This is a genomic window from uncultured Porphyromonas sp. (genome assembly GCF_938039215.1).
In the GTDB taxonomy this organism is placed as follows: Bacteria; Bacteroidota; Bacteroidia; order Bacteroidales; family Porphyromonadaceae; genus Porphyromonas.
On sequence record NZ_CALHVI010000049.1, the window covers coordinates 1 to 23,885 of the forward strand.

The 23,885-nt window shown below is 57.1% G+C and carries 20 protein-coding genes and 1 pseudogene; 8 read left to right on the forward strand and 13 right to left on the reverse strand.

Annotation, left to right across the window (positions count from 1 at the left end; all coding sequences use genetic code 11):
* The 13 genes and pseudogenes from Q0336_RS06390 to Q0336_RS06450 all read right to left on the reverse strand — a co-directional run.
* Positions 1 to 335: pseudogene (locus Q0336_RS06390) on the reverse strand (hypothetical protein); the annotation flags it as partial.
* Between the two features lie 19 nt (positions 336 to 354).
* Entirely contained in the window at positions 355 to 1,143 is a 789-nt protein-coding gene (locus Q0336_RS06395) for a hypothetical protein (protein ID WP_298526775.1), read from the reverse strand.
* A gap of 47 nt (positions 1,144 to 1,190) precedes the next feature.
* Positions 1,191 to 3,485 (reverse strand): TonB-dependent receptor plug domain-containing protein, encoded by a 2,295-nt coding sequence (locus Q0336_RS06400; protein ID WP_298526777.1) that lies wholly within the window; start codon positions 3,483 to 3,485, stop codon positions 1,191 to 1,193.
* 249 nt (positions 3,486 to 3,734) lie between these two features.
* On the reverse strand, positions 3,735 to 4,070 hold the full coding sequence (locus Q0336_RS06405) for a hypothetical protein (protein ID WP_298526779.1): 336 nt from the start codon (positions 4,068 to 4,070) through the stop codon (positions 3,735 to 3,737).
* 354 nt (positions 4,071 to 4,424) lie between these two features.
* Positions 4,425 to 4,925: a hypothetical protein gene (locus tag Q0336_RS06410; RefSeq protein ID WP_298526781.1), complete on the reverse strand. Its 501-nt coding sequence runs from the start codon at positions 4,923 to 4,925 to the stop codon at positions 4,425 to 4,427.
* A 252-nt stretch (positions 4,926 to 5,177) separates the two neighbouring features.
* Positions 5,178 to 7,676: a bifunctional UDP-N-acetylmuramoyl-tripeptide:D-alanyl-D-alanine ligase/alanine racemase gene (locus Q0336_RS06415; RefSeq protein ID WP_298526783.1), complete on the reverse strand. Its 2,499-nt coding sequence runs from the start codon at positions 7,674 to 7,676 to the stop codon at positions 5,178 to 5,180.
* A complete protein-coding gene (locus Q0336_RS06420) occupies positions 7,664 to 8,659 on the reverse strand; it encodes a GSCFA domain-containing protein (RefSeq protein WP_298526785.1) in 996 nt (331 codons plus the stop codon). Before Q0336_RS06420 ends, Q0336_RS06415 begins: the two co-directional genes overlap by 13 nt.
* A 9-nt stretch (positions 8,660 to 8,668) precedes the next feature.
* On the reverse strand, positions 8,669 to 9,079 hold the full coding sequence (locus tag Q0336_RS06425; protein WP_298526787.1) for a YraN family protein: 411 nt from the start codon (positions 9,077 to 9,079) through the stop codon (positions 8,669 to 8,671).
* Positions 9,037 to 10,035, reverse strand: a complete 999-nt coding sequence (locus Q0336_RS06430; RefSeq protein ID WP_298526874.1) for a GNAT family N-acetyltransferase — start codon at positions 10,033 to 10,035, stop codon at positions 9,037 to 9,039. Before Q0336_RS06430 ends, Q0336_RS06425 begins: the two co-directional genes overlap by 43 nt.
* 1 nt (position 10,036) lies before the next feature.
* Positions 10,037 to 10,903: a 1-acyl-sn-glycerol-3-phosphate acyltransferase gene (locus tag Q0336_RS06435; RefSeq protein WP_298526789.1), complete on the reverse strand. Its 867-nt coding sequence runs from the start codon at positions 10,901 to 10,903 to the stop codon at positions 10,037 to 10,039.
* The gene (locus Q0336_RS06440) at positions 10,904 to 13,534 is read right to left on the reverse strand and encodes a valine--tRNA ligase (RefSeq protein ID WP_298526791.1); all 2,631 of its coding nucleotides are present in this window, start codon (positions 13,532 to 13,534) and stop codon (positions 10,904 to 10,906) included. It abuts the gene before it with no gap.
* Between the two features lie 248 nt (positions 13,535 to 13,782).
* Entirely contained in the window at positions 13,783 to 14,076 is a 294-nt protein-coding gene (locus Q0336_RS06445) for a hypothetical protein (protein ID WP_298526793.1), read from the reverse strand.
* A gap of 158 nt (positions 14,077 to 14,234) precedes the next feature.
* Positions 14,235 to 14,534: a hypothetical protein gene (locus Q0336_RS06450; protein WP_298526794.1), complete on the reverse strand. Its 300-nt coding sequence runs from the start codon at positions 14,532 to 14,534 to the stop codon at positions 14,235 to 14,237.
* Between the two features lie 679 nt (positions 14,535 to 15,213).
* On the opposite strand from Q0336_RS06450, the gene ricT reads away from it, so the two are divergent.
* The 8 genes from ricT (at position 15,214) to folE (ending at position 23,511) form a co-directional block, all read left to right on the forward strand.
* Positions 15,214 to 16,425, forward strand: coding sequence for a regulatory iron-sulfur-containing complex subunit RicT (gene ricT, locus Q0336_RS06455; RefSeq protein WP_366139533.1), 1,212 nt, complete (start codon positions 15,214 to 15,216; stop codon positions 16,423 to 16,425).
* Between the two features lie 3 nt (positions 16,426 to 16,428).
* Positions 16,429 to 16,935, forward strand: coding sequence for a hypothetical protein (locus Q0336_RS06460; protein WP_298526796.1), 507 nt, complete (start codon positions 16,429 to 16,431; stop codon positions 16,933 to 16,935).
* Between the two features lie 144 nt (positions 16,936 to 17,079).
* The gene (lon, locus tag Q0336_RS06465) at positions 17,080 to 19,500 is read left to right on the forward strand and encodes an endopeptidase La (RefSeq protein WP_298526798.1); all 2,421 of its coding nucleotides are present in this window, start codon (positions 17,080 to 17,082) and stop codon (positions 19,498 to 19,500) included.
* A 99-nt stretch (positions 19,501 to 19,599) separates the two neighbouring features.
* Positions 19,600 to 20,157, forward strand: coding sequence for a DUF1599 domain-containing protein (locus tag Q0336_RS06470; RefSeq protein ID WP_298526800.1), 558 nt, complete (start codon positions 19,600 to 19,602; stop codon positions 20,155 to 20,157).
* Entirely contained in the window at positions 20,154 to 21,452 is a 1,299-nt protein-coding gene (locus Q0336_RS06475) for a BT_3928 family protein (RefSeq protein WP_298526802.1), read from the forward strand. The genes Q0336_RS06470 and Q0336_RS06475 overlap by 4 nt, the downstream gene beginning before the upstream one ends.
* 17 nt (positions 21,453 to 21,469) lie before the next feature.
* Complete coding sequence (gene tpiA / locus Q0336_RS06480) at positions 21,470 to 22,228, forward strand: triose-phosphate isomerase (RefSeq protein ID WP_298526804.1); 759 nt, start codon at positions 21,470 to 21,472, stop codon at positions 22,226 to 22,228.
* 136 nt (positions 22,229 to 22,364) lie between these two features.
* Positions 22,365 to 22,901 carry an SPOR domain-containing protein gene (locus tag Q0336_RS06485; protein ID WP_298526806.1) on the forward strand — a complete coding sequence of 179 codons (537 nt, stop codon included), beginning with the start codon at positions 22,365 to 22,367 and terminating at the stop codon, positions 22,899 to 22,901.
* Positions 22,885 to 23,511: a GTP cyclohydrolase I FolE gene (gene folE, locus Q0336_RS06490; RefSeq protein WP_298526808.1), complete on the forward strand. Its 627-nt coding sequence runs from the start codon at positions 22,885 to 22,887 to the stop codon at positions 23,509 to 23,511. The genes Q0336_RS06485 and folE overlap by 17 nt, the downstream gene beginning before the upstream one ends.
* The last annotated feature ends 374 nt before the right edge of the window (positions 23,512 to 23,885 follow it).

Below are 23,885 nucleotides of genomic sequence, written 5' to 3' on the forward strand. Positions count from 1 at the left end.
AGCTGGAAGGCGATGAAGTCTGCATAAGGAGCGCCCTCAGCGAGGGTCCACGTCTTGCCCTTCTTGACGAAGGTGAACTCCTGCGTGTCGTAGATGTTGCGGAACTCATACTTCCCCGACGAGGGGACGAAGTGGAAGTCCTTGCGCCCATGTAGGTGGCCCATGCTCAGGGTGAGCGTGACACGAGCGATCTCACCAGCAGGGGAGACGGTGCCTCCGCCAGGGTTGGGAGTGGGGGGAGGCGTGGGTTCGTCGTCGCTCGTGCAGGCCGAGAGACCGAGCGCTAAGGTAGCGAGGAGACCGAAGGAGAGGGTCTTGATGAAGGATAGTTTCATAATGGGTGAAATCGGGGGATTAGTTGGTAGCTACGTCGAAGTGAATGGTCATGTTGATATCAGCGTCTGCACCGGGCAGGACCGTGGAGTAGAAGGGGCGGATAGCCTTCGAACCCGCATAGGTGAACTTCGTATTGAAGAAGTGCCCCAGCGTGATGACCATCGTCACTTCCTTCGTCTCGGCACGGGTCACGGGCTTGACGAACTGCAGGAAGCCCGACAGCCCGACAGGGTTAGCATCCAGATACTCTGACCCGTCACTTTGCTTGCGAGGGATGCGGTCGCAGTAGGCATAGTCATAGCTCAGCGCTTCCTTGAACCGGGCAAAGAGGGGAGTATTTCTCCCGTCGTCCGAATAGCCGATGATCTGCTTGAAGAAGTGCTGATGACGGTTGATCTGCTCATCGGAGACAAGCTGGGCATCCATAGCTTCGCCCGTAGCGGTCTTGTAGTTGATCGTGAGGAGGTAGACTCGGTTAGGTACCTTGGTCGTGCTCTCGACAGAGAAGCGACGCACGTAGCCAGGCCCCTCGGTGTACTTGATCTGACCACTGCTCTGGTCGAGCTCGATGGTCTGATGTACGCGGTCAAGCTCGACATCATCGGGGTTCATCAGGGCAGTGAAGGTCTTGCCTGCCTTCAGTGTCCCTTGGGTGAGGGTGAGCTGGGCGATGGTGGGCTGGTCATGACCCTTATTCTTTCGTTCGTCGGTAGGTGGCTTTGGGGTGGTCTTACCGCAGCTGGCGAGGATAGCCATGAGGCTGAAGGCGAGTGCTCCGAAGCGGAGACCCAGAGGAAATCGGTTCATTGTCTTATGAGGGAATTAAAGGTGGAAGTCTTCTTAGTAGAAGGGGATTAGAAGTGCCAGCGGAGCGCTAGTCGGATGTCTCGACCTGCGTCGTGGGCATAGTAGCGAGCACGGTTAGTGTACTCCTTGTACTCGGTATTGAAGAGGTTGTCTACACTGAGCGTAAGGCGTAGGGACTGACGGCCACGAAGGGGCTTGGAGAGGCTTGCCTCGAGCCCGAAGAGATGGTAGGGAGCGGGGCTATCGGTGAGGTCGGTGCTCCTATCGAAGCGGTGCTGTCGGTCGACGAAGAGATGGCTCACTGAGAGTTCACTCTCCCAGTGCTTCGGCAGGTCCAGGCGCAGTCCTACTTCCTCCGTCAGACGTAGGGCAGGGATGTAAGGGAAGTAGCGACCTGTCTTCAGCTCCTCTGCCCAAACCATAGAGCCCTTGAGGCGGGCATAGAGGCGCTGGGGCAGTACATAGTAGCGGGTATCTAGGTCGAAGCCTCGGAAGAAGGCATCCCGCTGTCGGTAGCGGAAGATCGGGTATTCCCCAGCGAGCGTCTGGGCATATTCATTCGAGGGCTCTTCGTAGATATAGCCGTCCATCCACTGCAGGTACCCGTCGAGGGTCATATCCCAGCGGTCAGAATGGTGCGAGAGCGAAGTGACCCACTTATAGCCACGCTCCGAGCGGAGGGTACGGTCGCCGTAGACGAAGATCGCCGAGCCATGCTGACTGCCGAGACTGTAGAGCTCCTGCACATGTGGGGCACGGAAGGCAAGGCCTACATTGCTCGTGACCTTACCCCCTCGCCAGAGATGCAGGTGCCCGCCGAGGGTGTAGGTGAGGTTGGTGAAGGCATGGTCTCCCGAGAAGTACTCCCCTGCGATGTCGTAGCCTGCTACGCTCATCGTCATCCGATCCAGACGAAGCCCCGCCTCCAGACCGAAGCGGTCGGCTTGGTAGCGCTGGAGGGCATAGCCACCCCAAGAGAGTTGGGTGTAGTTGGGGATCGGTGGGGTGAAGCCCGTACCAGCATTGCTGTAGTTGTCGAGGTATTCGCCGTGTAGACCGACCTCGCTATCCCAGCGGTGGTAGTGCTTGCGCCACGAGGCATCCAGCTGGAGGGAGCTCAGCGAGAGGGAGAGAGTAGGCACGGCGGAGTAGGCGCTATTCCTACGGATGGCATATTCCTCTCGGCGGTCTTGCTGGAGGGAGCTCTGCAGGGTGAAGAGCCCAAGGCGCTCATCGTGCCACGTCCCTTTGAGGCGGGCTAGATAGTGGACGACGCTATGGTAAGGACTGCCGATCTCTCGGGAGAAGGGACGGAAGAGGTCGGGCTTGCCTCGCTCGAGGAGTTCGGCCATCCCCTCACGGCTACGTAGGTGCCCCGAGGGAAGAAGGCCAGTCTTATTCTGATAGCGACTGAAGAGCCCTTCGAGGGTCAGACGATCCTTCCTCCAGCCTAGGGTGAGCGCATTGTTCAGCTCACGAACGCCCGTATTCATCAGGAGGTAATGGGCGGAGGATCTATCCCCTGCATTGGTGTAGGAGGTCTGCAGGCGGTAGGCTAAGGGGGAGTAACCTGGGAGGGTGCCTTCGAGTCGGACGGAGGAGCTCAGACGATGCCCATTCGAGGCATAAACTCCTGCCACTGCACCACGGAGGCCCTCTTCGCCGTAGGGCAAGGGGAGCTGATCCATGACGATAGCTCCAGCGATGGCCTCTGCGCCATAGCGTACGGCTTCTGCGCCCTTGATGACTTGGACGCTACCGTTGCTCTCGGCATCGACCTCTGGGGCATGGTCGTCGCCCCACTGCTGACCCGAGAGGCGCACCCCGTTGTTCACGAGCAAGACACGTGTGCCGTACATCCCGTGGATGACGGGCTTGGCCGTGGTCGTCCCCGTCTGTAGGCTCGTCACGCCACTGATGTCGGTCAGGAGCGAAGCGAGGCTTCGTCCGAGGTTGCGCTCCAGCTGGATGGAGGAGACTTTGGAAGAGACGCTATTGACGAGTCGGGTACTACGAGAGCCGACGACGGTGACCGAAGAGAGGCTTCGCTCTTCGGGGTGAAGATGGAGGGTATAGATCCCCGTCGTCGCTCTTAGCTGCTTGAGGGGGATGAAGCCTTCGTGATAGCCGACGAGGTGGACGTGGAGCCCATCGGTCTCTTCGGCATCGAGGGTGAGGGTGAGCTGTCCCTTTAGGTCGGTCTGCATGGTCTTCTTCCCGATGTGGGCTACGGCAGCGACCAGTGGATCGCCCGTATGCTCATCGAGGACCTGAATGCGGACACTCTGGCTCTGGGCCATGAGGTCAGCGCTCCCAAGGAAGAGGAGGAAGAGTAGGCTCATGAAGAAACCAGCCCTTCTCCACCTCTGGAGGTGTAGATAGCACATAGGTAAAAAGGAAAAGGAGAGTAAAGGTCGAGTCACGGCACTCATATAGCACTAGGAACCCACGTACCAGCTCCCGTCCCATCAGGACGAGTGCTTGCAGAGGCTGATCTCTACGCTATAAGAGGCTGGGAAGGGCATGACTAGGCGCATACGTAGCACGTATGAGGATGTAGCTTGCCCTAAGATGGGGGGATATAGAGAGGATTAACAGAGCGTAGGGGGAGCCCGTAGCTGTACCGCATCCCTGCGGATCGAGCGAACTAGGTGCACAAGGCGCACCCCAAGTACTTGTACCCCGAGGGCCATCGCCACGAGCATCGTGCCCATGGTGAGGGCGAGGAAGGGGGTGTGGATGAAGTGACAGATCGAGCAATCGGCCTGCTCAAGATGGGTCGTGTAGCCCTCGGTCTGAGAGTACACGTCCCCCGACACCACCTCAGCACGGTGGCTGAGATCGTGTAGGCTGACCATCGCTAGCAGGCTTAGAAATAGCCCTAAGAAGAGGGTCGCCAGTCGCCGATGTTTGCTCTCTGTCTGCATCACGTCGTACAGGGATTTACTCAGCGCAAATATAGCTATTCCTCTGATTTCGCTTCCCCCTCCTCTTTCCTTCTACTCCTTGCTCTCTGATCGGGGAACTTGGGGAAGGCTTCTGGAGTACCCTCTGAGGACCCTACGGTAGGTCGCCTTGACGACCTACTGTAGATCGGTCGACCGACCTACCGTGGGTCGTCAAGGCGACCCACAGTAGGTTTCTTTTGGGGGGTAGCGCTGAGGGGCTTCTATCCCGCTCTGGGTGCGGGTTCACGAAGGGGGGATAAGCCGAGGGGCTACCCCCTTGCTGCGATGAGCAAAGCGGTAGCCCCCCGAATAGAGACCCAGATAAAACAAAGACTATTTCTTGTCTTTCATTTTTTTGTAGACGACCTTGGTTTTGTCGCCGAGTTGTTGGGTGAGTTCATCCTTAGCCTTGTCGTAGGTCATACGAGCGAACTCCGCCATCTTCTCCTTGGAGATGGCCTTGCCCTTGTCGTCCTTCATGTCGGTGAAGGTGACCATGGTGCCCGAGATGGTATACTTGCCCATGAAGGTCTCCATCTGAGCCATACCCTTGTCCTGCTTGTCGGCGAGAGACTCGGTGGCATCGGCGGGCTTAGCCTTAGGCATCATCTTGTAGGTGACCATACCTGCCTTGGTGAAGGTGAGGCTCTTTTCCATAGCATCCCCCATGGCCATGCTTGCGGTATATACTCCGTCGAGCATCACGGCCTTAGGATCGGGCTTGAGATTTTGATTCTGACCTTGCTTGGGTTTGCGGGGAGTGTCCTGCTTGCTACATGCGGGTGTACCGAGGACGAGCGCAGCGAGGGCTGCGAGTGCAAAGATCTTCTTCATTGGAGTGATTTAGATTAGAGGTTTAACTTACCGAGTCAAAAGTAGAGAGAATGCCCGCTTGCCCCAAGATCCTTCTTCGCTGCATAGAGCTAGGCGAACGAGGCGCAAGGGCGCATAAAATAAGGGAAGTCGCTCAGTTTTGAGCGGACTTCCCTGATCATAAAATAGGAATTGGGAAAGGGAAAATTCGCACTTTCCACCCTAGTGAAAGTACGATCTAGACGGATCTACCGCTCTTCCCCTCCTCGTAGCTTACTCCCGCCAATAGCGGCGCTGGATGCGTCCCGAGAGCCCTGTGAGGATCTCATAGGGGATGGTGTCGCAGGCCTCGGCAAGGACGGTGAGCGGACGCTCTTCTCCCCCGAAGATCAGGACGGGGTCTCCCGAGCGGGCTTCGGGCACTTCGGTGATGTCGATCATGCAGGCATCCATGCAGACATTGCCGATCGTAGGGCAGAGCTTGCCATGCACGAGCACCGAGTAAGCCCCTCGGCTGAGCCTGCGGGAGAAGCCATCTGCATAGCCAATAGGGATGACGGCGATGCGTGAAGGGCGGGTCGTCAGTCCCCGACAGCCATAGCCCACTGCTTCGCCCTCGGGGAGCTCACGGGTCTGTAGGATGACGGTGGAGAGGCGGGCGATGGGCTCGATGCTGGGATAGTTCGTCGGGCTGATGCCATAGAGCCCGATCCCCAGACGAGCCATGTCGAGGGCATACTCGGGGAAGCGCTCGATCCCCGCGGTATTGAGTAGATGGCGCTTGGGCTGGTAGCCCAGAGATTCGGTGAGGAGCTCCGTAGCCGAGAGGAAGGCCTTAGCCTGCCCCTCGGTGAAGGCTCGCAGCTCAGGTTCGTCTGCCGAAGCAAGGTGCGAGAAGACCGAACTGACACGAAGCTCAGGATGCTCCCTGAGGAACGCTCCTACGGCGCTTAGCTCAGAGGGGGCAAAGCCCAGACGGTGCATCCCACTATCGACCTTGATGTGGATGGGGAAGGCGGAGAGCCCTGCTGACCGAGCCCTTTCAGCTAGCCCTTCGAGGAGCTCAAAGCTATAGACCTCGGGCTCGAGGTGATGTGAGAAGAGGGTATCGGCCACCGACAGCTCGGGGTTCATGATCATGATGTGCGTGCGGATGCCCCTATCTCGCAGTTCTCGCCCTTCGTCCGCTACGGCGACGGCTAGATATTCGACCCGATGCTCCTGTAGGGTGCGTGCCAGCTCGAAGGCCCCCGTGCCATAGCCATCAGCCTTGATCATGCAGATCAGCGGGTGGTGGGCAGGGAGGAGCGAGCGGTAGAGGTTGAGATTGTGCACGACGGCACTGAGGTCGATATCCAGCACGGTCTGATGCTCCCGTGAGGAGAGTCTGCGGTAGACCTCATCCAGAGCGAAGCTACGAGCGCCCTTGATCAGGATGCAGGAGTCATGCAGGCCTCGTAGCAGGGAAGAAGCGAGGAGCTCCTCAGTGGAAGCGAAGAAGTGGATATTCATCCCCTCGAAGAAGGCTTGAGAGGCGGAGAGGTGAGGCCCTACGGCGAAGATCTCGGCGATCCCGTAGCCTCGGAGGAGTTCCGCTACTTCGGCATAGAGGTCGGCATCCCTCCGTCCGCTCCCTTCGATATCGGAGAGGAGGAGCACAGGACGTGAGGAGGTCGCCGAGGAGCGCCTTCTGAGGAAGTCCAGCGCAATAGAGAGCGACTGGAGGTCACAGCTGTAGGCATCATCGATGAGGGTATTGCCTTGGAGGCCGTCCTTCACCTCGAGGCGCATCGAGACGCTGGCGAGGGAGCGCCAAGCGGAGGGCTCTAGGAGTAGCTCGGGGGCAAGGGCGGAGACGACGGCGAGACAGCAGTAGACATCCTCGAGATAGGCTTGGTCGGCGAAGGGAACGGTCAGCTGGTAGCTCTTCCCCTCATGCGTGATGGTGAGTTTGCTTTGCTCAAGCTTCGTCGTGCATTCAGCTATATAGATGGTGGCCTTAGGATCTCTGCGGCTCCAAGTGATGTGCTTGCAGTCGGGGTACTTCTCCCGCATCGCTTCCCGTACGAGCGCATCATCGAGGCTGTAGAAAAGAGTCTCAGAGTGACGGAAGAGGAGGAGCTTCTCTTCGAGCTTCTCCTCTAGGCTAGAGAAGCCTTCCTGATGAGCACTGCCTAGCGAGGTGAAGACCCCATACTTCGGACGGATCACAGGCTCGAGAGCGACCATCTCCCCAGTGCGGGAGATCCCCGCTTCGAAGAGTCCTAGTTCGTCCTCCTCCGTGATGCTCAGTACCGAGAGGGGTACGCCGATCTGCGAATTGTAGCTACGGGGAGAGCGCACGGTCGTATAGCGGGTAGCGAGGAGTTGGTAGAGGAGTTCCTTCACGATCGTCTTGCCATTGCTCCCCGTGATGCCTAGCGCTTGGAGCTGGGGGAAACGCTCCCGATGAGCCCGAGCCAGCTGCTGTAGTGCCGTGATCGATGAGGGGACGACGTACCAGTTCGCCTCGGGGTAGCTGGTGGACTCTTCGCCCGTCAGTCGCTCGACGACAAAGCTCCTTACACCAGCACCGTAGAGCGCACCTATGTACTGATGACCATCACCCGACTCCGTGCGAATAGCGAAGAAGAGGGTCGCTTCGGGCTGGATGAGCGAACGGCTATCCGTGAGGATGTGGCTGACCGAAGAGCTGTGCCCTAGTTGGGGCTCAATTGAGAAGATGCTGGCAAGAGCCTTCGGAGAGAAGGCGGGAGAAACTAGTCGATCCATGAAGGTAAATCGTACAGCTGAGCAAGGGGATATTGGGTGCGGAAGGCTTGGATTCGCCCACGGAGCGTCTGGAGACGCTGGGCATGAGCCTTCCCCTCTTCGTGTAGGGGACGATGGCTGAGCTCTCGTCGAAGGCGATGGGCTAGTGGGAGACCACGCTGAGACTCTTCATCGAGGAGCCACGAGGAGAAGCGCTCTTGGACGATGCGCTGTGTGAGGGTGCTCGGATGGACAAGGTCATCGGCGTAGTAGCGATAATCTCGCAGTTCGTCCAGCACCAGTTCGTAGGAGGGGAAGTAGAAGCAGTTCTGTGGGTAGAGGCGGGTGAGCTCCTCGGCGAAGAGGAGGAGTGTCGCCTTGCTGAGGGCATTGCCATGGGCTCCATCTCGGAGGTGGCGCACGGGGCTTACGGCCTGCACGATGATGAGGTCGGGATAGCGTCCACGTAGCTCTTCGATCAGTGGGCACCAGACGGAGAGAAGTTCGCTGAGGGAGGCTCTGTCTCGTCGGAAGGTGCGCTCGGGGAGCTTATGACAGTTGCTCACCACTTGACCGAGCCCTCCGCCATAGTCCTCTGTGGCGAGGCGGTAGACATAGGCTGTCCCCCAAGTCACGAGGAGGAAGCTCAGGTGTGGAAGTAGCTCAAGGGCAGAGCGTCTTGCCTCATTCATCCTCAGGAGCGCTCCCTCTGGATCTATGGAGGAGAAGCTCCCATGATGTAGGAAGGAATGGTAGAGCCCCTCATACTCGAAGAGGTCTTGCTCCTCGAAGTCTTTCCCCTTCAGTAGCTGGTTTAGCCCCTCAGCTATCGAGAGGGGGTTGTACTGGATGCCGAAGGGATTGATCTCTAGGGATAGCCCCCCTTCTCTCAGATACGTGCCTATGTGCTCACTGAAGCATGAGCCCAAGCTGAGCCCACTCATCCCATAGCTGAGACGAGGAGGTGAGGGAGGAAGTTGAATAGGAGTGGATAGCTGGATCATGCGAAGATGCTAGCGGTGAGAGCGGCGAGATGTGGCTCTAGATCTTCTCGAGGAGCGGAGCTGTGGATAGAAGGCTGAGGGGATGTGCTCGATCGTATAGCCTCCGTCTGCCTTTAGGTCGAGGGCAAGGATGTCGTAGCGTACTTCTAGGTCAAGGGCATGCTTACGGACGTAGGCATTGGTAGCTCGGATCAGATGCTCTTGCTTCTCTTGGGCTACGGAGTCTCGAGCGGAGATATGGCTCCCTATGCCTCGGGTCTTTACTTCGGCGATGATAAGCGTCTCCCCCCATTGGGCGATGATGTCTACCTCTTTGTGCCCGAAGCGCCAGTTGCGTTCGAGGATACGATAGCCTTTGCGCTCCAGATAGCGGCAGGCTAGTTCTTCACCAAGCGCACCTGTCTGGAGATGTTGGTCCATAGTAGCTCGGTCTGCGCAGCATCAGCATCGAAGGTCTCGATGTGGCGGCTGCGCTTGTCGGGGATGATATCTTCGATGGCGATGAGGATACCCGTCTCTTGGACGAGGCCAAACTCATAGTTGATCGCCGTACCGAATACCCGCATCTCGGGGGAGAGAGCCATGTACGCACTGACCAGAGGAGGGATATTCAGACCCAGAGCTCGTATGGCTTGGTTCAAGGCCTTATAGTCGGTGCGGAAGTCTTCGTAGCAGAAGAGCTGAGCCACCTCTTCGGCATCTACCTCGATAGGTAGCGGTTCTGTCGGAGTGACTAGTCCCTCGCGGTCGGGGAAGTGCTTGCCGAGGAAGTAGAGGATGAGGTTGCGTGCATGCTCGTCGTAGTCCTTGTACATGGTCACCTTGCCATAGAAGTACTTCATACGAGGGTTCAGCACGGTGAGGGCACCGAGACCGTCCCAGAGGTTGTCTAGGGCGAAGAGGCTCTTCGTCCCCATACGGGTAGACTGGTAGGCCAAGGAGACGAAGGAGCGTCCGAGCTCGATGGTATAGGGGAGATACTTCTGGAGGAAGGTAGGACTGAAGTCGAACATCTCCGACGTAGCCAGTCGAGGCTTACCCGTCTGCTTATCTACCTGCACCTCGTCCCCGAAGATGAAGCGGTACCCTCCGAGGATCGCTCCCTCTACGGGATCCCAGACGATGAGCTGTCGGTAGCCGTCTTCGGCGAGGTCAAACTCATCCACATCACAAGCCTTGCCTGTCCCCCCGCCGTAGAAACGGAAGGCTTCCTCACGAAGGCGACCTACCTCCTGCATCGTAACAGGGGCTGTCGAGGCATGGAAGACATAGATCTCGTTGCCCCCTTTGTTTGTCTTCCGCAGGAGCTTGTCTGGGGTGAGCTCTGCTTGGATTTGTTCTTTGTCTTGTGGGGGGATGAGCGTAGTGGTGTACATGCTAGCCGTGGTGCTTGTCGTAGTCTTCTCGTAGCTGGTAGCTAATCGCACGGATGCGTTGAGCTTCATCGTCGGGAGTGCGTCCGTCGGATAGAAGGCTCTGCCAAGGGATGGGCTCACCGACGATGACTCGGTAGCGGCTACCACGTGCTCGGAAGAGCTCGTCGGGTAGGAGTGCTTGCCCAGGATCGAACTTCATTCGGAGGAAGTTCTTCAGGTGCCAGACCCAATAGAAGTGTCGGCTATTGCGTCCGACGAAGTGGAGGGGTACGATGTCTCGCTCCGAGGCGATGGCTTGGGAGACGAAGGTCTTGCGCCAAGGTCGGTCTTGAAGCTTCCCATCGAAGATGCGGGAGCAAGAGCCTGCTGGGAAGCTGCCGATGGGGACATCTGTCTGCAGTGCCTGCTGGAGCATCTCTATCTGATGGCGTGCCTGAGTCCCCTGACGGTTGTTCACGGGGAGGAATACAGGCTGAAGAGGCTTGAGATAGTAGAGCAGGTCGGAGACGATATAGCGTACATCGCCATAGCGCTCTGCGAGCATGTGCGCTAGACTGATGCCGTCGAGTCCTCCCAGCGGGTGGTTCGAGACGAAGAGGCACCGCCCCGATTCGGGGAGACGCTCGGGATGCACCCAGTCGATGTCTAGCTGAAACTCTCCTACCAGCGCACGGAGGAAGTCCCTACCTGCTAGATGTCCATGTCGATAGAGCACATCGTTGATATCCCGCTGATGGATGATGCGCTCTAGGAGGGCGATGACGGGGCGGGGGAGGTTCTTCCCTACCTTTTCCCGAAGCACCCGCCCGATATTGATCGCGAGCGGGTGATTCTGGGAGGTGTACTGGCTTTTATCGAAGAGCTCCATCTACTTAGCTTGGGCTTCCAGCTGGCGGATGCTCTGCTCGAGTGTGGCGATGCGGCTCTCAGCGTCAGACTGCTTCTTACGCTCGAGGGCGATGACGGCCTCGGGTGCCTTGCTGACGAAGCTCTCGTTGCTCAGCTTCTTCGCTACACCAGCGAGGAACTTCTGCTGGTACTCGAGATCGGCACGGAGCTTCTTCAGCTCTTCCTCGACGTCGATATAGGCAGCCATAGGCACAGCGAACTCATCCGTCCCGATGACGAAGCTCACTGCTCCCTCGCTACGAACACCGCTACGGTCGATCGTAGAGAGACCAGCCATCTTCACCAGCACTTCATCTAGCTCGGTGGGGAAGCTAGGGTTAGCCTCGAGGACAAGAGCCTCACGGGGGGAGAGGTTCTTGCTTGTGCGGAGGCTACGCACGGTCGTGATGATCTCCTGAGCGGAAGCGAAGCGCTGGAGGAAGGCCTCGTCTGCTGGAGAGGCAGGACGCTGCTGGGCATTCATGATGCTCTCACCCTCGGAGCGCTGGGCAAGGTTCTGCCACAGCTCTTCGGTGATGAAGGGCATGAAGGGGTGCAGGATACGAAGGATCTCGTCGAAGAAGTCGAGGGCTTCCTGACAAGTCGTCGCATCAATAGGTGTGCCGTAGGCAGGCTTGATCAGCTCTAGATAAGAGGACGAGAAGTCGTCACGGATGAGCTTGTAGACGAGGGTCAGCGCCTCGCTGATACGGTACTTGGCGAAGAGGTCATTCAGCTCGCCAGCGGCCTTATTGAGCACCTGACGCATCCAGTAGGAAGCTAGGCGCGAAGCCTCGGGTTGCTTCTCTTCGGAGACCTCGGCTGTCCATCCCTTGACGAGACGGAAGGCATTCCAGATCTTATTACAGAAGTTACGCCCCTGCTCGCAGAGTGACTCATCGAAGAGAATATCGTTCCCCGCAGGTGCGCTCATGATGAGCCCCATACGGACACCATCCGCCCCATACTTGTCGATGAGATCTAGTGGATCGGGGGAGTTGCCGAGGGTCTTGGACATCTTGCGTCCTTGGTTGTCTCGGACGATACCGGTGAGGTAGACGTTCTCGAAGGGCTTCTTCCCCTGGAACTCATACCCAGCCATGATCATACGTGCGACCCAGAAGAAGAGAATATCTGGACCGGTGACGAGGTCAGAAGTCGGGTAGTAGTATTCAAGCTCTTCATTACCCTTGCTCAGCGCAGGAGCGAAGACGGTGATCGGCCAAAGCCAAGAGGAGAACCACGTATCTAGGCAGTCGCTCTCCTGACGAAGGTCGGCAGCGGTGAGGCTAGCATCCTTCTCCTGAGCGAGGCGAAGTGCCTCCTCTTCCGTCGAAGCGACGACGAAGGTACCATCGGGGAGGTAGTACGCAGGGATGCGGTGTCCCCACCAGAGCTGACGGCTGATGCACCAGTCCTTGATGTTCTCCATCCAGTGACGGTAGGTGTTCTTGAACTTCGCTGGGTGCAGACGGATCTCGTCATTCATCACTGCATCGAGGGCGGGCTTAGCCAGTCCCTCCATCTTGAGGAACCACTGCATCGAGAGCTTAGGCTCGATGGGTACGAAGGTGCGCTCAGAGTGCCCGACCTTGTTGGTATAGGCCTCGACCTTCTCCATGAGCCCTGCTTCTTCGAGGTCAGCTTCGATCTTCTTACGGACATCGAAGCGATCCATGCCAGCGTAGATACCGCCATGCTCGTTGAGCGACCCATCGTTGTTGAAGATGTCGATGGTCTGAAGCTGGTGCTTCTCCCCGAGGACATAGTCATTGATGTCGTGTGCAGGGGTGACCTTGAGACAGCCAGTACCGAACTCAATATCTACATACTCGTCTTCGATCACGGGCACAGCTCGGCCGACGATAGGCACGATGAGCTTCTTGCCACGGAGGAAGTGGTAGCGCTCGTCATTGGGGTTGATACAGACAGCGGTGTCGCCCATGATGGTCTCGGGGCGAGTCGTCGCTACAACGACATACTTATCTGCTTCCCCTTCGACGAAGTAGCGGAGGTAGTAGAGCTTCCCCTGCTGCTCCTGATAGATGACCTCCTCATCACTGAGGGCGGTCTGTGCCTTGGGGTCCCAGTTGACGACACGGACACCACGGTAGATCAATCCCTTGCGGTAGAGGTCTACGAAGACATCGAGGACGCTCTGACTGCGCTCCTCGTCCATGGTGAAGGCGGTACGATCCCAGTCGCAGGAGGCACCAAGGCGCTTGAGCTGCTCGAGGATGATACCTCCGTGCTCACGTGTCCAGTCCCAAGCGTGCTCGAGGAAGGCTTCACGGGTGAGGTCGTGCTTCTGGATGCCCTGTGAAGCGAGTCGTCCGACGACCTTCGCTTCGGTAGCGATGGAGGCATGGTCGGTACCAGGTACCCAGCAGGCGTTGAAGCCCTGCTGACGGGCACGGCGCACGAGGATATCTTGGATACTATTGTTGAGCATGTGCCCCATGTGCAGCACACCCGTGACGTTAGGTGGTGGGATGACGATGGTATAAGCGGGACGCTTGTCTGGTGTAGAATGGAAGAGCTTGTGCTCCATCCAATACTGATACCATTTGTTCTCCACAGCCTCGGGGCTGTACTTGGTAGCTAACTCCATAATAGCTTGATTCGTGACGTATCTATGATTGTTGTTTCTGTTGCTTGTCTTCGGGGGAGGGCTCTGTGGCTGAGCGAGCTCCACACGAACTACAAATTTACACATTTCGCACGCATCTTGACGACAGACTGCGTGGGGATGGGCTCCGTACGCTTTGTCAAGGCATACGACAGCCTTCCCTCCTTGGGGTGAGGAGAGCGGGGGAAGGGGGTGATGAAGAGTAGAGAAGAAAAGGTATCTAGCTGACCTTAGCTCAGAGAGAAGAAGAACAGCATCCCCAGAAGGAGCATCCCTAGGGCTGACAATGCGATCATGCCTACGGCGACGATCCCTCTCTCGAGGCCTCGGCGCTTAGCATAGTATGTCCCCAGTGTCAGATAGACGAAGGTGGGGACGGAGAAAGAGAAGGAGAAGAGGAAGCCTTCGCACGAAGGGAGGGCTTGGCTGAGTAGCTGGATGAGGACGAAGATGCCCAGAGAGACTAGGGTAAGCATCAGGATAAGCTCCCGATGGCGGTATCGCTTGAGCTGTGCTTCGTTCATAGGGCGGAGGACTTGAGGATAGTCAGTGCGTGAGAAGTACAGAGCCAAGTTACAAATAATCTCGACTCTAAGGGGGCTTCGTGGGGGTCGTCTCGTACCGATCTTTTCCTTTCCCTTGAGCTGACTCAGCCTTTAGGTGGGAAGGTGCACTACCGTACTTACCCTAGGGGCGAGAAGAGCAGGTCGATCATCCCTAGGAGGGCGATCCCAATAAGTGCGATCCCAGCGGTGCCAAGAGCGATGATCGCCTTATCTAGGCCATGGCGCTGGGCGCAGTAGGCTCCGAGGGTCAGACCTATGAACGTAGGGGTGAAGAAGGAGAGCATGAAGAGCCAGCGATGGGAGGGGGTGATGGCTCGGCAGACCAACTGTAGGAGGACAAAGAGGGCAAGGGAGATCAGGGCGAGTACGAGGGATAGATCTCGATGGCGATACCGCCTGAGCTGTGGTTCGTTCATTGGCCGGATTTCTAGGAGTAAATCAGAGTATAAGAAGGATGGAGCAAAGGTACAAAGATTCTTGAATCAAAGGAAACTCGGGGGCGGAAGATTTGGGGGATTTTCGGTGGCTGGGTCATGGGGTGCTTGAGAGACCTATGGTAGATCGCTTCTGCGACCTACTGTGGGTCGGTCGACCGACCTACCGTAGGTCGTCGAGGCGACCCACAGTAGGTTTTTTCGGGGGTGTGCGAAAGTCCCTTGTAGAGCGCCTTTCGGAGGGGTGCTCCGAGAGCTGTCGTGGGCACCCCCTTGGAGGTGTGTCTGTAGCTCGCTCAAGGGTAGGGTGCGCCTTCGTAAAGCCTTAGCGCTGAGAAAATGCGTACCTTTGCTTGGATTCGTGTACACAGTCTCCATGTGCTTCGGGAGCGGTAGTTGCTCCTCTAGAGAAGCTTTCCCTAGAGCCTTGCTCAGGGATGCAGAGGTACTGGGCGACTGACGATCCCTTCCCCGTAGGATGCCGAGCGAAGGCCTTAGCCTCCCCCGAGCTCCGATATACATATATATAAGAGCTGAGATCTTCCTTCGATCCCAGCTCCCCAAGAGACGATACACCCCAATGGACTATAAGACCACGACGGCTAACCTCGGTTGCTGTGCGATGAACCCAGGGGGATGCGAAGGCTGTGATAGGAATCAGATGAGTACCTATGACTGGCTGAGCGATATCCCCGAGTCGCTGCAGAGCTCCGACCTAGTCGAGGTGCAATTCAAAAATACTCGTAAAGGCTACTACCTCAATAGCGCAAAGCTCGATCTCCACAAAGGGGATCTCGTCGCCGTAGAGTCCGCTACGGGTCACGATATCGGCGAGGTGACCCTCACGGGCAAGCTCGCCGAGCTGGCGATGAAGAATCATCGCTATCGCCCAGATAAGGGTGAGTTCATGCGTGTCTACCGTATAGCACGCCCCAGCGACCTAGAGGCTTGGCGAGAAGCTAAGCTTCGTGAGGAGCCGACGATGATCCAGGCTCGACAGATCGCCTCAGCCCTCGGGCTAGAGATGAAGATCGGAGATGTGGAGTATCAAGGCGATGGGAATAAGGCCATCTTCTACTACATCGCAGATGGACGTGTGGACTTCCGTCAGCTCATCCGTGTGCTGGCTGACACCTTCCATGTGCGCATCGAGATGAAGCAGATCGGTGCTCGCCAAGAGGCTGGACGCATCGGAGGTATAGGCCCTTGTGGTCGACAGCTCTGCTGCTCCTCGTGGATGAGCTCCTTCTCCTCGGTGAGCACGGGGGCGGCACGTGTGCAGGACATCACCATGAACCCTCAGAAGCTGACGGGTCAGTGTGGCAAGATCAAGTGCTGCATGAACTTCGAGGTCAATGCCTATGCCGAGGCACAGCGTAGCCTGCCCGACAGAGATGCCGTCCTAGAGACAGCTTCCGATAGCTACTACCACTTCAAGACCGATCACTTCCAGCGTCAGGTGACTTATAGCACCGTACGCTCGGCACCCGTTCGTCTGGTGACGATCTCCGCCGAGCGAGCCTTCGAAGTCATCAGTATGAACCGTAGAGGGGAGCGACCCGAGAGCCTAGAGCCCCAGGAGGGTGAAGAGCGTCGAGGTGGCCGTACCAGCGATATCCTTGCGGACAATAGCTTGACACGCTTCGACCGAGAGCGTCGAGGAGGTCGCAGAGGAGAGCCCCGCCCTGCCCGCCGTGAAGGGGGCGCTCGTCGTGAGCGTCCACAGCGCACGGCAGAGCCTCAGGGGCAGGCTGGGTCAGAGCGCATGCAGGTGCGCCAGTTCCGTACTCCTCGCCCCAGAGCGCAAGAGGGAAATCAGGGCACACCAAGCCCTCGTAGACCCCGCACGAAGTCTCAGGACGATACTGAGTAGTCGATGAAGTGCCAGCCCTCATTCTTCCTTAGGATACGCCTCTGCCTAGCAGCTTGTGTGTGCCTCTTCCTCCTCGGCAGTTGTGCCAAGGAGCAAGGGGAGGGGGAGTACTTCTCCTTCCAAGAGGCACCTGCGGGAGGATGGTCGCCTGCGAAGCCCTTTTCCTTCGAGCTTCTATTCCCTGAGCAGACTACACGCATCTCTGCGGAAGTGATCCTGCGTCTGGATAGTCGCCTTGACCGAGGACGGGTGCGCCTGCTGGCTACACTACGCCGTGACGAAGCGATCCTAAGGCAAGATACCTTGCAGATGAACTTCGCCTCTGGGGTCGGGCAGTGGTATCGACCTGGGGTCGTCTATCATGAGTTCGTCGCCCCCTTGGCACAGCCTTTGCACGTGCCCTATGCAGGACTCTTTGTCCTAGAGGTCTCCCTCCTCGATTCCCTCCCCCTAAGCGGAGTAGAGTCTGTGGGTCTACATCTCGTAGAGCTTACGGGTGAACGAAAATAAACAGCTACAACAAAGCGGATTAGGCTACTGTCGGGTCATCCTCGTGGCTCGGCTTCCCTCGGGTCATGCCTTCATAGTCACCCCGACCCAGCCCCCTTATCCCCTTCATGTGATATAATGAGAAAGAAATATAGAACTGACGAAATGACAGCAGAGGACCAGCAACACGTACTCGCTATCCCCGTCCTCGCTACCTATGGCGAGGAAGATAGCTTTGCCCTTCCTGCCGAAGAGCAAGTAGACGAACTTCCCTTGATCGCACTGCGCAACATGTCGATCTTCCCTGGTACCCTTGTGCCCATCCTCGTGGGACGCAAGAAGTCCATGCAGGTCATCCGTCAGGCAGAGAAGGATAACAAGTACTTCGGTGTAGTCACCCAGCGTGATGCCGGTATCGAAGATCCCAAGCTCGAAGACCTCTATACCGTCGGTACCGTCGTCGAGGTCTCGCAGATCATCGAGCTCCCCTCAGGTGAGATCTCGGCCATCCTCAGAGGTCGCCAGCGCTTCACCCTCGAGAGCCTCACGCAGGAAGATCCCTTCCTATCGGGGAAGATCAAGCTCCTCGACGATACTTCCATCGGAGTGTCGAGCGAAGAGGAGTTCAAGGCGCTTACGGATCTGATCCATGAGCGTACCCTTGGCTTCCTCGAGAAGATCGCTCCGAGTGCGCCTGCGGGCTTCCTTGAGACGATCCGTTCGATCAAGAACAAGACCTATATCATCCACCTCTCCGCTTCGCTCCTGCAGGTATCTACCGAGATCCGTCAGGAGATGCTCGAGGCAGAGGACCTCTCCACACGAGGCCTTCGTGTGCTCGCCCAGCTCGAAGCACATATCCAAGAGAGCGATATCAAGGAGTCCATCCTCTCTCGTACCCGTCAGGAGATGGATCAGCAGCAGCGTGAGTACTTCCTCCAGCAGCAGATGCGTACCATTCAGGATGAGCTTGGTACGGGTGCTAGTGCTGATGATGAGATCGAAGAGCTTCGTAAGAAGGGCGCAGATAAGCTCTGGAGTGAAGCGGTAGCTGAGACCTTCGAGAAGGAGCTGCGCAAGGCAGAGCGCCTCAACCCTCAGAGCCCTGACTTCTCCGTACAGATGCAGTACCTGCGTACGATCGTAGACCTCCCTTGGGGTGTCTACAGTCAGGACAACTTTGACCTCAAGGGGGCTAAGGAGATCCTTGACCGAGAGCACTACGGCCTCGACCGTGTCAAGGAGCGTATCCTCGAGCACCTAGCTGTCCTCAAGCTCAAGGGCGATATGAAGTCGCCCATCCTTTGCCTCTACGGCCCTCCAGGGGTGGGTAAGACCTCCCTTGGTCGAAGCGTCGCAGAGAGCCTCGGCCGTCAGTATGTGCGTATCTCCCTCGGTGGGGTACATGACGAGGCGGAGATACGTGGGCATCGCCGTACCTACATCGGTGCGATGAGCGGACGTATCATCCAGAGCCTGCAGAAGGCAGGTACTTCCAACCCCGTCTTTGTCCTCGACGAGATCGACAAGCTCTCGAGCGACTACAAGGGTGACCCAGCTTCGGCCCTGCTTGAAGTCCTCGACCCCGAGCAGAACACGACCTTCCATGATAATTACCTCGACATCGACTATGACCTGTCGAAGGTGCTCTTCATCGCTACGGCGAACAACATCTCGACCATCCCACAGGCGCTGCGTGACCGTATGGAGCTCATCGAAGTCACGGGATACATCGCCGAAGAGAAGCTGAAGATCGCCGAGCAGCACCTTGTCCCCAAGGAAGCGAAGGAGCATGGTCTGAAGCTCGAGGATATTCACTTCGCCCCTGGTGCGCTTGACCTCATCATCGAGGAGTACACCCGTGAGAGTGGTGTCCGCTCCTTGACGAAGAAGATCGCCGCAGTCATGCGTAAGCTCGCTTGGGCTGTCGCTGCCGAAGAGCAGCTCCCCGCAGAGATCACCCCCGAGCTCGTCCGTGAGTACCTAGGGAAGACCATCTATTCACGAGACAAGTACCAAGGCAACGAGCACCCCGGTGTCGTCGTAGGGCTTGCTTGGACCAGCGTTGGTGGAGAGATCCTCTTCATCGAGAGTAGCCTTCAGCCTGGACAGAATGGCAAGCTCATCCTCACCGGTAGCCTCGGTGATGTCATGAAGGAGTCTGCGACGATCGCCCTCAGCTATATCCGTGCCCACGCTCCCCAGCTAGGCATTGATCTGGAGCAACTCAAGGATAAGGAGATCCATATCCACGTGCCCGAAGGAGCTATCCCCAAGGACGGCCCTAGCGCAGGGATCACGATGGTCACTTCGCTTGTGTCGGCGATCACCCGTCGCAGGGTGCGTGCTCATCTGGCTATGACGGGTGAGATCACCCTGAGAGGTAAGGTCCTTCCCGTCGGAGGGATCAAGGAGAAGATCCTCGCCGCTAAGCGCTCGGGGATCACCGACATCATCCTCTGCCGTGAGAATGAGAAGGACATCCTTGAGATCAAGGACAATTACCTCGAAGGCTTGACCTTCCACTACGTCGATGAGATCACAGAGGTGCTCGCCTTTGCCCTCCTCGATGAGGTGATCGAATAGATCCACGGGCTGATAATCTCGCATTCGCTGGGAGGTCTTAGGGCACTCCCTCCATGCGAATGGGACAAATAGCGCGAAGTAGACTAACTTTGTAGTTCTATGGAACTAAGCAAGCACAATACGGAGCAAGAATGCCGTGCCATCCTTAGCCACTGTCGGGAGCTCTTCGAGAAGAAGCTCCACGACTATGGCTCCGCTTGGCGTATCCTGCGCCCAGAGTCCTTGACCGATCAGATCTATATCAAGGCTGAGCGCATACGTAGCCTGCAGGTCAACGGCTATGCAGCTGTCGACGAAGGGGTAGAGCCCGAGTTCGTCGGGATCGTCAATTATGGGATCATCGGTATGATCCAGCTGGAGCGAGGCGCAGTATCTTCTCCAGATTTGTCTCCCGAGGAGGCTCTCCGTGAGTACGACCGTTATGCGGAGAAGACCCTCCAGCTCATGCTTGCTAAGAACCACGACTACGGCGAGGTCTGGCGCAACATGCGTGTCACCTCCATGACCGACCTCATCCTCTCGAAGGTGCACCGCACGAAGCAGATCGAAGACCTACGAGGGGAGACCTTCGTCTCCGAGGGCATCGAAGCCAACTATATGGATATGGTGAACTATGCCCTCTTCTGCCTGATTAAGCTCAATAGCTCCGAAGCGTGATCCATCCAAGATATACCCTTGCAGAGGTCGCCCGAGTGATCGTTGGTCTGGTCTTTGTCCTCTCTGGACTCCTCAAGGCCGTAGATCCCGTGGGCACAGCACTGAAGATAGGACAGTACATTACCCCTATCCTCGATGTGCACGGACCTAAGGGTGAAGTCTTCACCTTAGCCTTATCCTTCATCCTCTGTGGCTCCGAGTTCCTGCTCGGAGCTTTCCTGCTTATGGGTGTCTACCGTAAGCTCTGCGCCCGTCTCTCCCTGCTCTTCATGGTGGTGATGACGGCGGTGTCGCTCTACTCGGTACTGGCTCATCCTGTCTCCGACTGCGGTTGCTTCGGGGATGCCATTCACCTGACTCCGCTGGAGACCTTCCTGAAGAACATCGTCCTCCTCCCCCTCTCCTTCCTTGTCCTCAGAGATGCTCGTGCTCTAAGGCATCTGTACTCTCGACGAGAGCGCTGGGTACCTGCTATCCTTGCCATCGTCGGGATCATCTACTTCATGGCGGAGAACTATCGTCATCTACCCTACCGAGACTTCCGCCCTTATACTATAGGTACGGACCTACGTCGAGCCATTGTCAGCGAAGAGGAAGAGCTCCAGAAGGCGCTGATCGGCTCGACGAAGTATCTCTATAAGAAGGATGGGAAGACGAAGGCATTTGACGCCGCTAATCTCCCCGATAGTAGCTGGACCTTTGTCGAAGCTCAGCAGGACACACGTCTAGCAGACTATCAGCCGAAGTACGACTTCTCCCCCATCGATAGCACGGGGCAGTCCGTCACTCAGGAGCTCCTCGATTGGGAGGGCATTACGCTCCTCCTCCTTGCTCCTTCGTGGCGTACCGCTAGCCAGAGTGTCCTCGATGAGATGGCAGAGCTCTACCAAGAGAGCCTTGCTCTGGGGTATCGCTTCTACGGAGTCAGTGCCTCCACGAGCGAAGAGATCGCCGAATGGCGCTATCAGACGGGAGCCTCCTATCCGATGCTCCAGCTGGATGCCACTCCTATCCGTACCATCATCCGCTCACAGCCTGGACTTCTCGTCCTTCGTGATGGGCGGATCATCGACAAGCGTGCTTACGCAGACTTCCCCTCAGTGGAGAACGTAAGCCGCTATCTCAAGGGGCTTCAAGATACCGAAGCTCCCCTCCCTTCGCCCCGAGCGACACGTACCTACCTCCTCTGGGCGTGGGCTGGGCTTCTCCTCCTAGGCTTCCTCCGCTTCTGGGCTAGGAAGCTTCATCTGACGATCCATCTTCACCTGAAGAAACGTTTACATTTACCTCAATAAATCTCTATTACTAAGCAATGAGAAAGAATATCGTAGCTGGGAATTGGAAGATGAACAAGACCCTCACCGAAGGTGTCTCCTTCATCAACGAACTCAAGGCAGCACTCGCAGGCAAGAGCCTCGCTTGTGATGTCATCATCGGCGCACCTTTCATCCATCTAGCATCTATCGCTAAGGAAGCTGAAGGTAGCCCTGTAGCTATCGCTGCAGAGAACTGTGCCAACAAGGCCGAAGGTGCTTATACCGGTGAAGTGTCTGCAGCGATGGTCGCCTCTACGGGTGCTCGCTACGTCATCCTCGGTCACAGCGAGCGTCGTGCTTACTACCACGAAGATGGCGCTATCCTCACCGAGAAGGTACGTCTAGCTCTAGACAATGGTCTTGCTCCTATCTTCTGCATCGGCGAAGTCAAGGAAGAGCGTGAAGCTGCTAAGCACTTCGAAGTCGTAGAAGCTCAGCTCGAAGAAGCTGTCTTCAGCCTCTCTGCAGAGGACTTCAAGAAGGTCGTCCTCGCTTACGAACCTGTTTGGGCTATCGGTACCGGTCTCACCGCTACTTCGGCTCAGGCTCAGGAGATCCACGCACACATCCGTAGCCTCATCGCTAAGAAGTACGGTGCTGAGATCGCTGAGAACACCACCATCCTCTATGGCGGTAGCTGCAACGGGGGCAACGCTAAGGAGCTCTTCTCTCAGCCCGACGTCGATGGCGGTCTGATCGGTGGTGCTTCGCTCGCCGTGGACAAGTTCCTCCCCATCATCGAAGCTTTCAACTAGCCTCGAGTCTACAGTATATCCCCCGAGGAGGCTACACTGCTAGCTTCCTCGAGGGACTATTGCTGCTAGACCATCCTCTACGGTAGGCACCGAGTCTATCCCCTCTCCTAGATACCACCCGCAACCTCAGCACGCTATGGCAAGACGATATCTGCGGTCACTGATGTTCCTCCTCTTGGCCGTCTCTCTTATCCATGTCGCATCTGCTCAGACCTCACCCGAGAAGATGCGCCCACGCAATATACTAGAGGCTCTTGAGCAGATCAATCCCGGCGAAGGCTTTGTGACGATCCTGCAGGATCCGGAGCTTCGTAGCATCATCGGCAGTGCACCTGCGCCTCGCACTCCTGGCATCCTTGGTCGAGATGGCAACTACTCCATCCTCTACGGCTATCGAGTGCAGGTCTTCAATAGCAACCTCCCCAATGCTAAGAGCGAAGCCTATGCCCGTGCAGAGGCTGTCCGTCAGGTCGCTCCTACGCTCAGCAGCTACATTACCTTCCGAGCTCCCTTCTGGCGACTGACGGTAGGGAACTTCGCTACGCAGGAGGAAGCACGCCAAGCACGTGCTCGTCTGGTGACCGTCCTTCCTGCTTGGGGTCGTGAGTCGTATGTCGTCCGTGAAAAAGTCCGTATCCTCAACTATACAGCACCTCATGCCCCAGAAGAATAGCCTCCCTGATCCCACCACTCTCTCTCTACGTAGTCCACAGGATGAAGCAAGGGAAGAGGCCCTGCGTCACCACTATCAGGAGATCCTTCGCCTCCTAGGGGAAGACCCCGAGCGTGAAGGGCTCATCAAGACTCCAGAGCGTGTAGCCAAGGCGATGGAGTTCCTTACGTCAGGGATGCGGCAAGACCCTAAGGAGATCCTCCGCTCGGCGATGTTCCGTGAGGAATACCGTCAGATGGTCATCGTCAAGGACATTGACTTCTATTCGCTCTGTGAGCACCATATCCTACCCTTCTTCGGTAAGGTACATATCGGCTACATCCCTAACGGCTATATCACGGGACTCTCCAAGCTCCCCCGCATCGTCGATGTCTTCGCACGTCGCCTGCAGGTACAGGAGCGTCTGACGACGCAGATCAAGGACTGCATTCAGGAGGCGCTTAATCCTCTTGGGGTGATCGTCGTCATCGAAGCCCAGCACATGTGCATGCAGATGCGTGGGGTAGAGAAGCAGAATTCCTTCACGACGACAAGTGACTTCACCGGTGCTTTCCGTGAGGCGAAGACCCGCGAGGAATTCATGCAGCTCATCACGCATCCACGTCGCTAGCCTTCGTTTCCTCTCCTTACATTCCCCCGCTCTACTGCCTTCCCTCACGACGAAGGATGATAGCGAAAACAAGCGGGAAAAGACCGCTCCTCCCGAGTCCTCTTTTCCTTGGGGTTCTTCCCCGCAGAATCATCCCCTCCTAGAGGGGGCTACTAAAGCATCCAAATAAAACCCACAGTAGGTCGTCGAGACGACCCACTGTGGGTCGTCTCGACGACCTACAGTAGGTTTTTTCAGCGACCTACCGTAGGTCGTTTTTTTGCTCCTCGGGAAGGAATGAAAAAGCCCCTTCGTAAGCATCTGTGCTTACGAAGGGGCTTCTCTTTTATGCGTGCCCTAGGTTGGCCTTTCCTTCTCCTAGTCCTCAGCTTAGC

Coding starts and splice junctions, on each gene's coding strand:
- Q0336_RS06440 (WP_298526791.1), bottom strand. CDS start 13,534: ATGGAGTTAGCTACCAAGTACAGCCCCGAGGCTGTGGAGAACAAATGG.
- Q0336_RS06485 (WP_298526806.1), top strand. CDS start 22,365: ATGGCAAGACGATATCTGCGGTCACTGATGTTCCTCCTCTTGGCCGTC.
- Q0336_RS06400 (WP_298526777.1), bottom strand. CDS start 3,485: ATGAGCCTACTCTTCCTCCTCTTCCTTGGGAGCGCTGACCTCATGGCC.
- Q0336_RS06415 (WP_298526783.1), bottom strand. CDS start 7,676: ATGGATCGACTAGTTTCTCCCGCCTTCTCTCCGAAGGCTCTTGCCAGC.
- ricT (WP_366139533.1), top strand. CDS start 15,214: ATGAGTACCTATGACTGGCTGAGCGATATCCCCGAGTCGCTGCAGAGC.
- Q0336_RS06470 (WP_298526800.1), top strand. CDS start 19,600: ATGGAACTAAGCAAGCACAATACGGAGCAAGAATGCCGTGCCATCCTT.
- Q0336_RS06395 (WP_298526775.1), bottom strand. CDS start 1,143: ATGAACCGATTTCCTCTGGGTCTCCGCTTCGGAGCACTCGCCTTCAGC.
- Q0336_RS06445 (WP_298526793.1), bottom strand. CDS start 14,076: ATGAACGAAGCACAGCTCAAGCGATACCGCCATCGGGAGCTTATCCTG.
- lon (WP_298526798.1), top strand. CDS start 17,080: ATGACAGCAGAGGACCAGCAACACGTACTCGCTATCCCCGTCCTCGCT.
- Q0336_RS06425 (WP_298526787.1), bottom strand. CDS start 9,079: ATGGACCAACATCTCCAGACAGGTGCGCTTGGTGAAGAACTAGCCTGC.
- folE (WP_298526808.1), top strand. CDS start 22,885: ATGCCCCAGAAGAATAGCCTCCCTGATCCCACCACTCTCTCTCTACGT.
- Q0336_RS06420 (WP_298526785.1), bottom strand. CDS start 8,659: ATGATCCAGCTATCCACTCCTATTCAACTTCCTCCCTCACCTCCTCGT.
- Q0336_RS06410 (WP_298526781.1), bottom strand. CDS start 4,925: ATGAAGAAGATCTTTGCACTCGCAGCCCTCGCTGCGCTCGTCCTCGGT.
- tpiA (WP_298526804.1), top strand. CDS start 21,470: ATGAGAAAGAATATCGTAGCTGGGAATTGGAAGATGAACAAGACCCTC.
- Q0336_RS06430 (WP_298526874.1), bottom strand. CDS start 10,035: ATGTACACCACTACGCTCATCCCCCCACAAGACAAAGAACAAATCCAA.
- Q0336_RS06405 (WP_298526779.1), bottom strand. CDS start 4,070: ATGCAGACAGAGAGCAAACATCGGCGACTGGCGACCCTCTTCTTAGGG.
- Q0336_RS06450 (WP_298526794.1), bottom strand. CDS start 14,534: ATGAACGAACCACAGCTCAGGCGGTATCGCCATCGAGATCTATCCCTC.
- Q0336_RS06435 (WP_298526789.1), bottom strand. CDS start 10,903: ATGGAGCTCTTCGATAAAAGCCAGTACACCTCCCAGAATCACCCGCTC.
- Q0336_RS06460 (WP_298526796.1), top strand. CDS start 16,429: ATGAAGTGCCAGCCCTCATTCTTCCTTAGGATACGCCTCTGCCTAGCA.